Origin of the sequence: Massilia sp. HP4 (assembly GCF_005222695.1) — a bacterium.
Lineage (GTDB): Bacteria > Pseudomonadota > Gammaproteobacteria > Burkholderiales > Burkholderiaceae_D > Telluria.
In genome coordinates this window covers 39,703-55,167 of sequence record NZ_STGG01000009.1, presented here as the reverse complement: position 1 = coordinate 55,167, position 15,465 = coordinate 39,703, and the positions used below count along the sequence as shown (strand labels likewise).

Below are 15,465 nucleotides of genomic sequence, written 5' to 3'. Positions count from 1 at the left end.
GGCATGATTTCCTGCGCTAGCCAGGTCGCATGATTTGCCCGTTGCCGATGCTATCATCCGGCAATGAGCCTTCCGTTATCTCGCCACGCTTGCCGGCACGCGCTCCGGACCGGATCGCGCCTGCTGGCAGCGCCGGCGATAGCCTTGCTGCTGTTCGTGGCGGCCGGCGCGCAGGCCATGACGCCCGACCGCCTGGACCACCGGCGCTGGCTGGCCTCCGACGGCGGCCCGGGCCAGGTCGGGGCGATCGTCCAGGCCGCCGATGGCTATCTCTGGCTCGGCACCAACGACTCCCTGGTGCGCTTCGACGGCATGCGCTTCCGGCCCCATTCGCCCGACGCGCGCGGGGCGCCGCTCATTGTCTCGTCCCTGCTGGCGCAAGGCGACGCCCTGTGGGTCGGCCTGCGCAGCGGCGGCGTGGCGCAGGTCCGCGCCGGCATGCCGCTTGTGCGCGAAGCCGCGCCTGGCGCGCCGGCAGGGGTGGTATTCGGGCTGGCGCAAGACCGCCGCCAGGCCCTCTGGGCCGCCGCCGACGATGGTCTCGCGCGGCGCGCGGACGGCGCCTGGCGACGGGTTGGCCCCGGCGACGGCTTCGGCGACGGCGGGGCGCGCGCAGTGTTCGTCGACCGCGACGGCGTGCTGTGGGCCGCGGGCGAACGCCGGCTCTACTATCTGCGCCATGGCGAGCGCCGCTTCCTTGACGCCGGGCTGGCGGTGGATGGCGTGGGCCAGATCGCGCAGGCGCCCGATGGGGCGATCTGGCTGACGGAACGCCATAGCGGCAAGGTGCACCGCGTGGTGCTGGGCGGGCAGGGCGTCGCGCGGGATACGGCGCGGCTGGATGCGCCGGCAACCGGCCTCGTGTTCGACGCCGCGGGCGAGCTGTGGCTCGGCACGCGCGGCAACGGCCTGCTGCGTGTCGCGCGGCCGGACGGCCTGGCGGCGCTGGCCGGCGCCGCCAGCCTCACGGCCAGGCAGGGCCTGAGCTCGGACTTCGTCTGGAAGCTGCACGCCGATCGCGAAGGCAATCTCTGGGTTGGCACCAATACCGGCCTGGATCGTTTCAGGCCGCGCCTGCTGGCGCCGGCGCCGTTCCCGGCCGGCGCGCTGAACGTGGCGCTGGCCGCCGCCGACGACGGCAGCCTGTGGGCCGGGCCGGGCAGCGGCGCCGCGCTGCGGCTGCACGCTGGCCGGGCACGGGCGCTGGCGATGCCGGCCCCGGTCAACAGCGCGATGCGCGACGCCGACGGCGGCATCTGGATGGCCGGCCCGGCCGGCATCTGGCGTTCGCGCGGCGAGCAGCTGGCCTTCTTCGCAGGCCTGCCGCCCGGCGCCGGCGCCCAGGCGCCGGTGCGGGCAATGGCGCGCGACCTCGAGGGCGGCCTGTGGGTCTCGATCGACAAGTCCGGCCTGTTCCGGCACGCGGCCGGACGCTGGGAACGGATGGCAGCGGGATCCGCCCGCGACAGCCAGCGCATGCCGGTCAGCGCGCTGGCCGCGTCCGACGGCTGGCTTTGGTTCGGCTACCGCGACGGCTTGCTGGAAGCGCGCCGCGGCGGCGCAACGCGGCGCTGGACCCAAGCCGACGGCCTCGAGGTCGGCCATGTCACGGCGCTGGCCCACCATGCGGGACGCACCTGGATCGGCGGCCAGCATGGCTTGGCGTACCTCGAGGCGGGCCGCCTGCGGCGCCTGGCGCTGCCCGACGACGGCGTGTTCGACAATATCTACGCCATCGTCGCCGTCCCGCGTCCGTCCGGCCCCGACGCCGACCTGTGGCTGCACACCAGGGCCGGCATCTTCCAGCTGGGCGCCGCTGAACTGCGGCGCGCCCTTGCCAGCCCCGGCCACCGAGTCGGCTACCGTTCCTTCGACGCGCTCGGAGGCCTGGCGAACGATCCGCACCAGGTACTGCCCCTGCCGACCGCGGTGCGCGGCGGCGACGGCCGCTTATGGTTCTCGACCAGTGGCGGCGTGGTGTCCCTCGATCCGGCGCGCCTGCCGCCGCCGGAACCGGGGCCGGTTGCCGAGATCGAGACGGTCAGCGTCGACGGCGCCAGGGTGTCCCTGGCCGCGCCGCTCAGCCTGCGGCCGGAAACGCAGCGGATCGCCATCGACTACACCGCCCCCAGCCTGGCCGCGCCCGAGCGCCTGGGCTTTCGCTACCGGCTGGACGGTTTCGATAACGAGTGGATCGACGCCGGCCGCGCGCGCCAGGCCATCTATACCGGCCTGGCGCCGGGTGCCTACCGCTTTCGCGTGATCGCCCTGAACAAGGACGGGGTGGCGGGCGCACGCGAGGCCGGGTTTGCGTTCCGCGTCGAGCAGGCCTTCTATCGCCATCCGCTGTTCCTGAGCGGCGTCGGCCTGCTGCTGCTGGCAGCCTTGTGGCTGTCCTACCGCGCCACCGCGCGCCGCGCCGCCGAGCGGGTGCGCGATCGCCTGCAGGAGCGCCACCGCGAACGCGAGCGCATCGCGCGCGAGTTGCACGATACCCTGCTGCAGGGCGTGCAAGGCCTGGTGCTGCGCTTCCAGGCCGCGGCCGACATGCTGCCCGCCGACGCCCCGGCCAGGGCGCACATGGAACAGGCCTTGCTGCGCGCCGACGGGGTGCTGGTGGAGGGACGCGACCGCGTGCGCGAGCTGCGCGGCGGTCCGCACGATACGCGCGAATTGCACGAGGCGCTGGCGGCGGCGGGCGAGGAACTGGCTTCCCAGTGGGATTGCGGCTTCGCGTTCGCGACCAGCGGCTCGGCCAGGCGGCTGCAGCCGGTCATCCTCGACGAGGTCTATCGGATCGGGCTCGAAGCGCTGCGCAATGCCTTCGCCCACGCCCGGGCGGCGCAGGTGAGGGTGGACCTTGCCTACCGGCGGGCCGCCTTCGTGCTGACGGTGTCGGACGATGGCTGCGGCATCGACCCGGCCTGGCTCAACGAATGCGGCCGGCCGGATCACTGGGGCTTGCGCGGCATGCGCGAACGCGCCGAACGCATCGGCGCGAGGCTGGAGATCGGCGGTGCGGATCGGGCGGGCGCTGGCGGCACGCGGGTCGTGCTCACGCTGCCGGGACGGATGGCGTACCGGCGCCGGCGCGGGGCGCCATGAGGGCATCGGTCGCGATGCGCGCGCCGCTGCCCCGGCAGTGCACGTACACTCACTGGCGATTGTTGACTTACCGTCGGTAGGGCCGGTGGCGCCTGCCGGCGGCTCCGAGGAGATCCCCTGCATGCCATCGAACTTGCCCACTACCGACACATCCGCGCCGCAGTCGGCGGCCCGACGCGCTATCCTGCTGGCGTCATCCCTGGCCGGCCTTGGCCTGGCGCCGCTGCCATCGATGGCGGCCGAAGCACCGCCGCTCCGGCGCCACAAGCTGCGCGTCAATGGCGAAACATTCCACGTGATCGAGCAGGGATCCGGCCCCGCGGTCCTGTTCTGCCATGGCTTTCCGGACACCGCCGAGACCTGGCGCAGCCAGATGCGCGCCGTGGCGGCGGCCGGCTACCGCGCAGTGGCCCTCGACATGCGCGGCTTCGGCGACAGCTTCGCGCCGCCGGATGCGAGCCAATACACTTCGCTGCACATCGTCGGTGACCTGGTCGGCGTGCTCGACGCCCTCAAGATCGACAGCGCAGTCATCGTCGGCCATGACTGGGGCGCCGACCACGCCCAGCGCGCGGCCCTGCTGCGGCCCGACCGCTTCCGCGCCCTGGTCAGCATCAGCATCCCATACGCCCCGCGCGGCGACATCGACACCTGGAGCGACTTGCGCAAGCGGGGGCTGGGCGAACGTTATTACGCGCTGGACTGGATCAGGCCGGGGCGCGAGAGCCTGTTCGCGCCGGCGGCGAAGTCGATCCCCGCCATCCTCTACTGGCCGTCAGCCAGCCCGCTGCCCGCGCAGCGCTGGGATCCGGTCGACCCGGCGCGCAGCATGCTGCGTCCGGCGCCGGTGGCCGCGCCTTCGTGGGCCGATCCGGCCTATGTGCGGCACACGGTGCAGGCCTTCGACAAGAGCGGCTTCCAGGGCGGCCTGAATTACTACCGGGCCTTGCCGATCACCTTCGAATTGACATCGGCCTACAGGAATACGGTCATCCGCCAGCCGTCGTTGTATATCTGGGGGGCGGCCGATGGGCTGTGCCGGTTCTTCCATCCGACCACGCCGTCGCTGGAGCAATTGCGGCGCACCCAGCCGAACCTGGTCAGGCAGGTGCGCCTGGAAAATGTCGGCCACTGGGTCCAGCACGAGGCGGCCGAACGCCTGAACGCGGAGCTGCTGGCCTTCCTCGGCGCACTGGCGCCGCGATAAGGTGAACATCAGCCGCGCATCAGCCGCCTGCGCAAATCGTGCAGGCGCTGGCCCAGGCCGCGCCTGGGCAGGGGGCGATAGGCCTTGTCGGCCGGGATCCGCAAGGCGATCTCGGTCCCCTCGCCCCGGGGCGAGTCCAGTTCGAGCGTACCGCCCAGCGCCAGGGCCCGTTCGCGCATGCCGGCCAGGCCCCAGTGGCCTTCGCGGCCGCCGGCGCAACGGATCGCCGGATCGATGCCACGGCCATCGTCGCGCACGACGAGGCTGAAGTGCCTGGCGCCGTACTCGATCTCGAGCCCGATCCGGCGCGCATCGGCATGGCGGTAGGCATTGAACAGCGCTTCCCGGCCAATATTGTAGAGCTCATGCCAGGCGACGTTGGCCAGCGCGCGTGGCGTACCGCCGACCTGCAGCGTGAATTGCGGGCCGCACTCGGCCCGCAGCGCGCCTGCGAAGATGGCAAGTGCCTGGCCGAGGTCCTGCTCGCCCTTGGCCGGCCGGGCGCGCAGGTCGGCCAGCTCATCGCGCGCCTCCGCCATGACGGTATCGGCGTGGTCGAGGATCGCTTCGATGTGCGCCCGCGCCGCGCTGTCGCCCGACATGCCCATCACCACGGTATTGAGGCGCAGCACCAGGCCCTGCACGCTTTGCAGCAAGCTGTCGTGCAGGGCGCGCGCGATGCGTTCGCGTTCGGCCAGCCTCTCCCGATAGCGCTCGGCATAGCGGCGCGCCAGCAGGAGCGTGCGCCACCGGAATATGCCGAAGGCCAGCAGCGTCAGCGCGAGCGCGCACAGCGCCGAGAACCAGCGGGTCTGGACGAGCGTCGGCTCGATCTCGAAGGCGAGGCTGGTCTCGCGCTCGCTCGGCACGCCGTCTTCGTTAATTGCCATGACCCGGAACCGGTAGGCGCCGGGATCGAGCCCGGTATAGAACGCCATGCGGCGCGCGCCGGCTTCCTGCCATTCATCGTCGACGCCGTCGAGCCGGTAGCGAAAACGCACGCGCTCCGGCATGGCATAGCTGAGCGCCGTGTAGTCGACGCGCAGGCGGGTGGTGTCGGGTGGAAGCACCATGGCGCCATCCGGCCGGCGCCGGGCGCCCGCCACGTCGAGCGGCGCGATCGCCACCGGCGGCGCGATGGCGTTGCGATGGACCCGCGCCGGATCGAGGTAGGCCACCCCGCCGTTCCCGGAGAACCACAGCCGGCCATCGCGCGTGCGCCGCGCGGTGGAGAGTGTCGGCAGGGCGATCGCCGAGCCGGGATAACCATCGAGGTGGTCCAGTACGCGCACCTCGAGCAGGCCGTCGGGGTCGGCAAGGGCGCGCGCCCAAGCCTCGGCGCTCACGTGCACCGCGCCGCGCCGGCCATTGAACCAGCGTTCGCCGCCGGCGCCCAGGATCTGGCCGCCGATGCCGGCCAGCGCTTCCGGATCGGCGCTGCGCAGCTTGCGGATCTTGCCGTGTTCGAGCACGGCGATGCCGTTCTCCGTCGCCAGCACGACGCCGTCGCGCGCGTCGATGAAGACGATCGCGCCGAAGCCGCTAGCGTCGCCCTCATTGAAGCGGCTCGCGCGGCCTTCCTGGACGCGGATCACGCTGCCGTCGCGGTAGCCGATCCAGACCGCGCCATCCGGCGCCCGCGACAGGCCCAGCATGCCGCGCGGGAGCCCGTAGCTGGCGGCCGCCGTCCAACTTCCTTGCCGGTAGTGGAACAAGCCCTTGCCAGCAAAGGTCAGCCACAGCTCGTTGCGGTCCCCGGCCAGGATCATCGGGCGCTTGCCGACCGGCTTGCCGTCGGCGCCGCGCGGAAAGGCCGTGAAACTTGCCTTCCCGTCCAGCAGGTGCGTGACGCCTTCGCCGTCGGAGCGCAGGAGGCCGCCGTCCCAGCCGGTGGCGATCTGTGCGGACTGGGGCAGCTTGGCGAATCCGGTCGCGCCGGCCTCGAACAGGTAGCCGTTCGGCACCGAGCGCAGCAGGGGGCGTCCATCCTGGTCGGCGAATACTTCGAACCAGTTCTCGCCGGTTGGCAGCGGCACCGTGACCAGCTGGTTGTGGCGGAAGCGCTCGAGTCCGGCCTCGGTGCCCACCCAGATATTGCCCTCCCGGTCTTCGAAGATCACATTGGCCGTGAGGTTGCTCAGCTGCCAGGGCTGGTCGAGGCGCTCGGTCGCCAGTGCGCCGGCTGAGAAACGGTCGATGCCGCGCAGGCGCGGCGCGGGTGTGCGGCACACGCCGACCGGGCAGCCCAGCGACCAGTGGTTGCCGTGGCGGTCGAACAGGCCGCCCGCCGATGCCGACGGCGCCCGCCAGGCGGCAACCGGGACCGGCGCCGCGTTCGCCGGCAGCGGCAAGACCTGCCACTGGCCGTCGATCCCGCGCCAGACCTGGCCATCGGGGGAGGGGACGATGGCGTTGGCGCCGCCTGGCGCGTGGCGCGCGAAACGCCCCTGCCGGCGATCGAGCAGGTACAGGTGGTCGCCGTCGCCGGCCCATAGCCGGCCGTAGTGGTCGAGCGTGACGGTGTGGGCGTCGATACCGGAGAAGCCCTGGGCCGCGCCGAAGGTCGTCCACCTGCCGGCGTGGTAGCGGTGCAGGCCGCGCAGCGCGGCGATCCACAGGCTGCCGTCGATGTCGACTTCGGCCTGGTAGCTGCCCAGGATATCGTTGCGGCTTCGCAACGGCCGCAGCTGGTCGTGGCGTAGCAGGTCGAGCCCGCCGGTGAGGTAACCGATCAGCAGGTCTCCGTTGTCCATCGCGTACAGGTTCGAGATCGTGGCGCCCAGCGGCGTCGAGCCGTCGAGCGCGACGAATCTGGTGAACCTGACGCCGTCGAAACGGTACAAGCCCGAAGGCGTGCCGAGCCACAGCCAGCCATCCCGCGTCTGGGCCATGGTCGTGATCCTGGCCGGCGCGCCTTCTTTCGCGGTCCAGGTCGTATGGTGGTAGTCGACCAGGCGCACGGCGGGATCGAGGGCGCGTGCCGGCGCGCTCAGGAGGCAGGAGAGGATGACGCAGGCGGGCGGCAGCAGGGCGGCGAACTGCGTGAACCGGTAAGCAAACGGATGCATGGCAGACAGTCGTATTGGCTACGCCGTATTACCGGACTGCCGGCGCAGGGTATTTATTATGGTGGCCGCATGTAAAGACGTATGCGGCAATACTATATTGACATTTGTCTACGCTGCTTGTCATCAGCTTTATCGATGCGGCGCAGAAAAAATGCGGCGCTGTACGCGGCGGATGCAGGGCCTCACGACGCCGTGTCGAGGCCGTCCAGCCAGGCGTGGAACACCGCCGCCGAGGCCGCGGCCAGGCGCGTGCCGGCCAGGCGCGCCTGCTCGCGCAGGGTGCGCGGATCGATGCCCGCCTGGGCCAGCTCGCTGGCATGGCCCACCAGCCAGCGCTCGATCTGGCCGCTATCGGCTTCGAGATGGAATTGCAGGCCCAGCACCGTGGCGCGGAGCGCGAAGGCCTGGTTGTCGCAGGCCGGCGTCGCCGCCAGGCGTAGCGCGCCGGGCGGGATGTCGAAGCGGTCGCCATGCCAGTGCAGCACCGGCACGCCCGCGAGGCCGGCCAGCGCCGACGCCTTCCCGGCGTCGGCCAGCTCCAGCGCGCCGAAGCCGATTTCCTTGATGCCCATCGGGGCCACGCCGGCGCCAAGGGCACGCGCGATCAGTTGCGCGCCCAGGCAGATGCCCAGCAGGGGACGCGCCGCCGCCAGCCGGCGCTCGACCAGCGCCAGTTCGGCGGCCAGGAAAGGATAGAGCGCATCGTCGAAGGCGCCGATCGGGCCGCCCAGCACGACCAGCAGGTCGGGCGCCAGGACGTCGAGCCAGGCCAGGTCGTCGACGGCCGGATCCACGTACTGCACCCGATAGCCGCGCGCCTGCAGCACGGGCCCCAGCGTGCCCAGGTCTTCGAAATGGATGTGGCGGATGACGACGGCGGACTTGTTCATGGCGGGCTTTCGGGTGGCTTCGGGGAGGCGACGATTCTATCTTTTTCGACGTGCGGCATGGATTGAAAAAACCTCTGGCGCCGATAGCCTTGGTGCGCCCCGGCGCCAGTGTCGCGCTCAGCGCCCCGGCTGGCCGCGGGTACCGGTCCAGACTCGCGCCACCGGGCAAGGCGGCTTGCCCTGGTCGACCGTGCCCGAGAAGATCGGATTGCGATGCGGCTGGTTGACCGCGACATACAGCCAGGACTCGGGGCCGAAGTGGGCATTGTCGGGCCACAGGAAGCGTTCGTCGCGCACCAGTGGCTTCAATTGCCCGTCCTTGTCCAGCATGTCGATGCCGTTGGCCGACAGGTTGGTGAACAAGTGGTTGCCCTCGGCGCCGGTGGCGGCGCCGTCCGGGACCGGCTTGGCTTGAACCCGCACGATGCCGGCGCCACCTGCCGGTCGAAATCGTGGCGGCAGGCCAGCTTGCGGCTGGCGCTGTCGACGGCCACCAGCTTCGGCGGCTGCGGAATGGCCATTGCCGCATACAGAGCCTGGTTTCGCATGGAAAATTCCCTCCTGTAGAGGTGGTTGACCTTGATCAGGCTAGCACTTGGGTGCAGTTGATAAAAGTTAAGTGTTGTCTATTCTTGTACTGTGGGCGCCGCGGCGCCTTCACCAAAAAATTCATGAAGAATGTCTGGACCGTCCAGGGTGCGCGGCGTTCCACTGTCCGGACGACAGCCTGCGCGAGCACGGCACCGGCCGGCCCGCGCAGGCCCGTGTTCGACCCCGATCCCTGACCTGGAAGGAGTACCCCGTGTCCACTCATCAAGCCCCTATCGATCCACCCAGTAATCGCGTGCGCCGCACGCTCGTGAAAGCGGCCGGCCTGGGCGCCATTGCCGCCATGCCCGGCCCGGCGTCGGCCATGGGCGGCGCCGCAGAGGATGCCCAGGGACAGTCGTCCAGGCAGGCCGCGGCGCCGGCGCGTGGCCGGGGCGCGCTCGGCGCCCGGCTGCAGGGCGTGCAGCACTTCGGCATCACGGTGCAGAATATGGATCGCGCCTACGCCTTCTATACCGAGGTGCTGGGCGGCACCGAGATCATGCGCGACGGTGATTTTCAAGGGGACGTGATCCATAACACCTTGCTGTTGAGCGAGGAACTCGATGCCAGGCAGCGCGGCGTCAACCCGGTCTCGCTCGGCGTGCCGGACTTGCGCGGCGGCGCCCAGCGGCTCGACGTGCGCTTCATCCAGTTCGACAACGTGGTGATCGAATTGCTGCAATACCGTGACAGCGCCCAGCCGCAGGGCAGCGGCAACAGCTTCGCGCCGCCCCAGGCCTTTACCAGCCCGGCCTTCCCGAAGTCGATGCATGTCTGCTTCTATGTACGTGAGGACGTGGATTTTAATCAATTCATCCATGACCTTGAGGCCGAGGCGGCGCGGCGCGGCATGCAGAACGTGAAGGCGAACCGCATCGTGCCCTCGAACAGCGAGCAGGACCGGCGCCAGGCGCCGCTCGACACGCTCACCAACCGCATCACGAGCGGCAAATCGGATGGCTGGTCGCTGATCTATGCCAAGGGGCCGGAGGGCGAGCAGCTCGAATTCGTCCAGGTGCGCGGCCAGGCCAAGCGGGTATTCGGCGAAGCGATCGAGGCGCGCGGACGCACGGCGGCAATGGAGCGCAGCTAGTCCCGGAGGGCGGCGCGCGGGCAGGCCCGGCTTGCCCTTATTATTGAGAATGGGATATCATTATCGAATTGTTGCCTTTGGCATGCTTTCCTGCGCTAGTCCAACCTACTCGATAATGAAGAAAAAAATCCTTCCGCTGGCGCTGGCCGCCAGCCTGCCCTTGCTCGCCCACGCGGCCGACCCCACGATCGTCATGGGTGAAGTACGCGTCAGCGCCCAGCGCGATGCCGGCGCGCTGCGTTCGAGCACGGTCCTGACCTCGGTCGACGTGCTCGGCGCCGACAAGATCGAAGACAAGAACGTCACCAATAGCTGGGAGCTGGTCGGCCAGTTGCCCGGGATCCAACTGACCGAGACACGCATGGGCGCCGAGTCGGGCAAGGTGACCTTCCGCGCCTTCAATGGCGAAGGCTATATCAACGGCATCAAGGTGCTGATCGACGGCATCCCGAGCAATGTCAACAGCGGCAACCAGCGCTTCATGGACATGATCTTCCCGCTCGAAGTCGACTACATCGAGGTCGTGCGCGGCACCAACGATCCGCGCTATGGCCTGCATAATATCGGCGGCAACATCAACCTGGGCACGCGCCAGGGCGGCAACTACCTGGACGGCCGCTTTACCGTGGGCAGTTTCAATACCCGCGAGGCGCAACTGGCCTATGGTCGCGAAGCCGGCGGCTTTTCGCAGAACTATTTTTTGGCCAAGCAGGACACCGACAGCTACCGCCGTACGCACGGCGACTCCGACAAATACTCGGTCGGCGGCAAGTGGTTCCTGACGTCGAAGGACAAGTCCCTGACCGGCGGCGTGGTGCTGCGCACCTACCGCCATGACGCCGACGAGCCCGGCTTCCTGACGGCGGAGGAACTGACCCGGGACCGGCGCCAGTCGCCGGCCAGGAACGTCAACGACTTCACCGAGCGCGAGATGCACCATGCCAGCGCCCACCTGGACTGGCAGATATCCTCGAATGCTTTCCTGAGCAACAAGCTGTACTACAACGAGTACAAGGACGACCGCCGCGTCACCTTTACCAGCAACCCGGCCGGCACGGCGCCGCGCCAGCGTCGCCTGTGGGACGAACAGCAGGTCGGCTTCATGAGCACGCTGACCTGGCGCGCCAGCGAGCGCGTGACCGTCGACGGCGGCATCAACACCGAGCGCCAGGACAATGGCTACCAGCGCCTGCGCTATGCCTACGCGATGCCGACCGACTTCGGCACCCCGGCCACGACCCAGAACGACGACCGCTACAAGCTCAACAACGTGGGCGCCTATGTGCAGGCGGTCATCAAGGCCACCGACGCCCTGCGCATCGTCCCTGGCTACCGCGTCGACCGCTTCACGGGCAGCAGCTCGCTGCCGGGCGCGCGGGCGACTGGCGCGACGGCCGGCTTGCAGGATTACGGCTGGATCAAGCAGCCCAAGTTCAGCATGGTGTACAGCCCGGCCGCGGACGTGAGTGTGTATGGCAACTGGGGGCGGACCTTCCAGATCCTGACCGGATCGGTCGGCCCGGCCTACCTGGTGCCGGGACAGGCGCCGTTCGATGCCTCGGTCAATACCGGCAAGGAAGTCGGCATCAAACTCAAGCCGAATGCGCGCAGCGACCTGCGCCTGGCCATCTGGCGCCAGGATGCGACCGGCGAAGTGGCGAATATGCCGGCCACCGGCACCACGGTCGGCCTGGGCGAGACGCGGCGCGAAGGCATCGACCTGCAGTTGTCCGGCAAGATCAGCGACAAGCTCGAGCTGTGGGCCTCGCATTCGCTGCAAAAGGCGGAAGTGGTGAGCGCCTTTGCCGATGGCGTGTCGCTGGCCGGCAAGGAAGTGTTTTCGACGCCGCGCCATATCAGCAATGTCGGCCTCGATTATCATCCGTCCGAGCGTTGGCACCTCGGGGTGCAGGGCAGGGCGCAAGGGAATTACTACATCGACAGCCCGAATGCGCTGGGCAAGTACGGCGGCTTCGTGCTGTTCGACGCCAATGTGCGCTATGCGATCACGCCGCGGGTCAGTGTCGACCTGCAGGTCAAGAACATCGCCGACCGCCGTTATGAGTACGCGTGGTATGACAATTTCTTCTGGCCGGCGAACCAGGCGCAGCCGATGTACTCGTCGGGCAATGGCCGCGCAGCGTATGTGTCGCTGAACGTGAAGTTGTAGTTTTTCAGCAGGTCAATAAAAAGGGCGAGCCAGGCGGCTCGCGCTTTCTGGTTCGGCTAGCGGATCAGCCGACCTGGCTGCTCAAGGCTGCCTCGTAGCGGCGCTCGACCTCGGTCCAGTTGATGATGTTGAAGAAGGCCGCGATATAGTCCGGACGCTTGTTCTGGTATTGCAGGTAATAAGCGTGTTCCCAGACGTCCAGGCCCAGGATCGGGGTGCCGCCCGACATGCCGGCGAACTGGCCCATCAGCGGGCTGTCCTGGTTGGCGCTGCTCTCGACCAGCAGCTTGCCATCCTTGCCCACGGTGAGCCAGGCCCAGCCGCTACCGAAGCGGGTCTGGGCAGCCTTGGTGAAGGCGTCCTTGAAGCGCTCGTAGCCGCCCAGGTCGTCTTCGATGGCCTTGGCCAGCTTGTCCGAAGGCTCTCCGCCGTCCGGGCTCAGCACGGTCCAGAACAGCGCGTGGTTGGCGTGGCCGCCGCCGTTGTTGCGCACCACGTTCTGGACTCCCTGCGGCAGCGAGCCGATGTCGGCGATCAGTTGTTCGACCGGCACCTCGGCCACATTCGCTTCGGCGAGGGCGTTGTTGACGTTGGTGATATAGGTCTGGTGGTGCTTGGTGTGGTGGATTTCCATCGTGCGCGCATCGAAATGCGGTTCCAGGGCGTCATAAGCGTACGGCAGTGGCGGCAGTGCGTAAGGCATGATCAATCTCCATTTTGATGGTTAGAAACACTGTTCGGTAGGGTCGGCGGCGACGCCGCCGACGCGGTGATCGCTATCGGCTCCGTATTCGTGCCGGATGATCTGGGCGCAGACCATCACCGCGTCGGCGGCGAAGCCGCCAACCCTACGTGACATTACACAACATGAAGCGTGCTTGAGGTCAAGCGGGCGAAGATCGGCGAGAAGAATGGGACGCGCGAAGCACGCCCCGCAGACGGCTCACCGGGCGCCTGGTCCTGTCCAGAATACCAGCATCCCGAGGATGCTGGCGCGCCAGGTGAGCGTGAAGGCGATCGCGAGCGTGGCGCCGGCCAGCGCCATGAACCATACCAGCACCGCGATCGACGGCGAATCCACCGTCAGGCAGAGGACCAGCGACAGCAGCAGGGCGCCGGCGCCGCCCAGGCGCAGGGCCTTGGCCAGCGCCGGGGAATGGGGTGTATTGCCCCGCACTTGCGACCAGTGCACGTCCATCGACAGTGCGAACCAGCCCATGCCGGCCAGGGAGGCCAGCAGGGCCAGCAGCAGGAGCAGCGCGTCAGGCATGGCCGGCCTCCAGGGTCACGTTGTTGACCGCCAGCGGCCTGGATGCGCGCTGCCGCAGCTTGCGCGCCGCCAGCACCGCCAGCGCGGCGCTGGCCAGCATGAACAGGTCGGCGCCGGCCACCGGCCAGTAGCCGGAACCGATGGTGTGCAGCAAGTGGTCACCGGTGGTGATCCAGTTGAGCACCGGCGCCGTCACCGCCAGCACGGCGATGGCCAGGCATTGCTCGCGCCAGGCCGGGGCCAGGCGGCCCTCGGCGACCGCGGCGGTGCGCCACCATGCGTGGACGCCGGCTACCGCCCAGCTGCCCCAGAACAGGTATTTTTCCATGGCGCCGCGCAGCGGCCAGCCGTCCGGCATCGCAGCGGGCAACAGGCGGTTGGCGATCAGCATGCACAAGGTGGCTACCAGCATGCCGGTGACGACCGTGACGGCCAGCGCATCGACCACGCGCGCGCCGCTCACGCCCTGCCTGGCGTGCTGGCGCTTGCGTTTCTCGACGAAGAAGAACAGGCCGGTGGCGATGCAGGCCGCGCCCGACAGGCCGCCCAGCACGTACAGCCAGCGCAGCAGCCAGTGCTTGAAGTGCTGCAGGTGCAGGCCGGTCAGGAATTCGTTGATGCGCGCCACCACGGTCGGTGGCGGATCCTCGCGCAGGAGCTCGCCGGTCGAGGCCTTGAAGTGGATGCCTTCGCCGGCCAGCTGGACGCGGTCGGTGCCGGCGCGGTACACACTGACGTAGCCGTTGGCGTCGCCGACATGGGTGAGGTTCAGGAAGCCGACGTCGCCGGCCATGCCCTTGGCCGCCCAGCGGCGCTGCGCTTCGGCAACCATGGCGTCGACCGAGGCGATCGGGGCCGCCACGCCGGCGCGGTCGTGTGGCAGGCCGGTTTCCTTCGACTCGAGCACTTCATGGCGGTCGTGCAGCGGAGTCAGTTGGGTGTGCGTGACCGGGAAATAGATGTAGGCGAAGATCACCAGGCCGGTAAAGGCGAAGAAGAAGTGGAAGGGCAGGGCCACGACGCCGGTGAGGTTGTGCAGGTCGAGCATGCTGCGCTGGGTGCTCTTCTTGGGGCGGAAGGTGAACAGTTCGCGGAAGATCTTGCGGTGCATGATCACGCCGGTCACCAGGGCCATCAGCATCATGAGGGCCGAGAAGCCGACGATCCAGTAGCCGACGTTCTTCCAGTCCAGGGTCAGGCTGTAATGCAGCGGATAGAAGAACTCGCTGCCGATCTTGAGGCGGTCGACCGGCAACAGCTCGCCCGTGCGCGGATCGACGGTGCGCAAGGCCCAGATCGCCGTTTCGTGGTCCTTGGCGTTCGGCACTTCATAGCTGGCGAACAGCGCCAGCACCGGGTCGCGGTGGGTGGTATAGGCGCCCCAGCTGCGCGGCGTGTCGAAGGTGGCAGGCAGCGGGCCGTCGGCCAGCGGCGCGGTCGCGGCGCGCGCGGCGGCGTCGGGCTGCATCTCCTTGAAGATCGGCGTCAGCATCTTGTCGAACGACGGCATCGGCTGCGGTTCGAAGCGGGTGTCGGGGATGGCCCAGCGGTCGATCTCGCGGTCGAACACCGACAGCGAACCGAAGAAGAACACGACCATCAGCACCAGGCCAAGCGCCAGGCCGAACCAGGTGTGCAACCAAGCCATCGTGTGGCGGAAATTTGGAAACATATCAGACCCCCGAAGCGATGATCAGGCCCTGCACCCACCAGGCGGCGGCGCTCATCAGTGCGCCGCCGCCCACCAGCACCAGCGCCACCTTGCGCAGCGCCTGGGCGGCGAAGGCGACCAGGAAGGCGGTCAGGAAGACCAGGAAACCGATGATGTAAGACAGGTGCTCGGCGTCATGGAATTCCATGCCGGCGCTGTACATGAGGGCGATGCCCAGGGCGATGACGCCCCAGGTGAAGGCGTAGCCGCCGAGGATGGCCACCGCGGTGCGCGAGGCGATGTGGCGGGGCGTGAGAGTGATCGAGGTCATGGTCGCGCTGGTTGGGCGTGGCAGGAATGAATGGAACCGTAAATGAGACGGCAAATGATAATCATTCTCATGATAGATGCATCACGCCG

The 15,465-nt window shown here is 68.8% G+C and carries 12 protein-coding genes; 4 read left to right on the top strand and 8 right to left on the bottom strand.

Annotated features, from left to right (window positions below; genetic code table 11):
* Window positions 1-144: 144 nt before the first annotated feature.
* Together E8M83_RS02470 and E8M83_RS02465 are read left to right on the top strand one after the other, a co-directional pair.
* A complete protein-coding gene (locus E8M83_RS02470; protein ID WP_170976662.1) occupies window positions 145-3,105 on the top strand; it encodes a sensor histidine kinase in 2,961 nt (986 codons plus the stop codon).
* A 121-nt stretch (window positions 3,106-3,226) separates the two neighbouring features.
* On the top strand, window positions 3,227-4,312 hold the full coding sequence (locus E8M83_RS02465) for an alpha/beta fold hydrolase (protein WP_206077416.1): 1,086 nt from the start codon (window positions 3,227-3,229) through the stop codon (window positions 4,310-4,312).
* Window positions 4,313-4,320: 8 nt separating this feature from the next.
* Here E8M83_RS02465 and E8M83_RS02460 read toward each other — a convergent pair whose 3' ends face one another.
* From E8M83_RS02460 to E8M83_RS02450, 3 genes are all read right to left on the bottom strand, one after another.
* Complete coding sequence (locus E8M83_RS02460) at window positions 4,321-7,380, bottom strand: sensor histidine kinase (RefSeq protein WP_137171809.1); 3,060 nt, start codon at window positions 7,378-7,380, stop codon at window positions 4,321-4,323.
* Between the two features lie 182 nt (window positions 7,381-7,562).
* On the bottom strand, window positions 7,563-8,270 hold the full coding sequence (locus E8M83_RS02455) for a glutamine amidotransferase (protein ID WP_137171808.1): 708 nt from the start codon (window positions 8,268-8,270) through the stop codon (window positions 7,563-7,565).
* 117 nt (window positions 8,271-8,387) lie between these two features.
* Window positions 8,388-8,693: a hypothetical protein gene (locus E8M83_RS02450; RefSeq protein WP_206077415.1), complete on the bottom strand. Its 306-nt coding sequence runs from the start codon at window positions 8,691-8,693 to the stop codon at window positions 8,388-8,390.
* Between the two features lie 379 nt (window positions 8,694-9,072).
* Between E8M83_RS02450 and E8M83_RS02445 the strand changes: the two genes are divergently transcribed.
* Together E8M83_RS02445 and E8M83_RS02440 are read left to right on the top strand one after the other, a co-directional pair.
* Window positions 9,073-9,954, top strand: a complete 882-nt coding sequence (locus E8M83_RS02445; protein ID WP_229491390.1) for a VOC family protein — start codon at window positions 9,073-9,075, stop codon at window positions 9,952-9,954.
* Between the two features lie 115 nt (window positions 9,955-10,069).
* The gene (locus E8M83_RS02440) at window positions 10,070-12,124 is read left to right on the top strand and encodes a TonB-dependent receptor (protein WP_137171807.1); all 2,055 of its coding nucleotides are present in this window, start codon (window positions 10,070-10,072) and stop codon (window positions 12,122-12,124) included.
* A 64-nt stretch (window positions 12,125-12,188) separates the two neighbouring features.
* On the opposite strand, the gene E8M83_RS02435 is transcribed toward E8M83_RS02440, so the two are convergent.
* From E8M83_RS02435 to E8M83_RS02420, 5 genes are all read right to left on the bottom strand, one after another.
* Window positions 12,189-12,827, bottom strand: coding sequence for a superoxide dismutase (locus tag E8M83_RS02435; protein WP_137171806.1), 639 nt, complete (start codon window positions 12,825-12,827; stop codon window positions 12,189-12,191).
* A 21-nt stretch (window positions 12,828-12,848) separates the two neighbouring features.
* Window positions 12,849-12,983 (bottom strand): hypothetical protein, encoded by a 135-nt coding sequence (locus tag E8M83_RS26415; RefSeq protein WP_267874161.1) that lies wholly within the window; start codon window positions 12,981-12,983, stop codon window positions 12,849-12,851.
* An 84-nt stretch (window positions 12,984-13,067) separates the two neighbouring features.
* Window positions 13,068-13,394: a DUF3325 domain-containing protein gene (locus E8M83_RS02430; protein WP_137171805.1), complete on the bottom strand. Its 327-nt coding sequence runs from the start codon at window positions 13,392-13,394 to the stop codon at window positions 13,068-13,070.
* A complete protein-coding gene (locus E8M83_RS02425) occupies window positions 13,387-15,066 on the bottom strand; it encodes a PepSY domain-containing protein (RefSeq protein WP_137171804.1) in 1,680 nt (559 codons plus the stop codon). The genes E8M83_RS02430 and E8M83_RS02425 overlap by 8 nt, the downstream gene beginning before the upstream one ends.
* A 1-nt stretch (window position 15,067) precedes the next feature.
* Window positions 15,068-15,376 (bottom strand): iron uptake protein, encoded by a 309-nt coding sequence (locus E8M83_RS02420; RefSeq protein ID WP_137171803.1) that lies wholly within the window; start codon window positions 15,374-15,376, stop codon window positions 15,068-15,070.
* Between the last annotated feature and the right edge of the window lie 89 nt (window positions 15,377-15,465).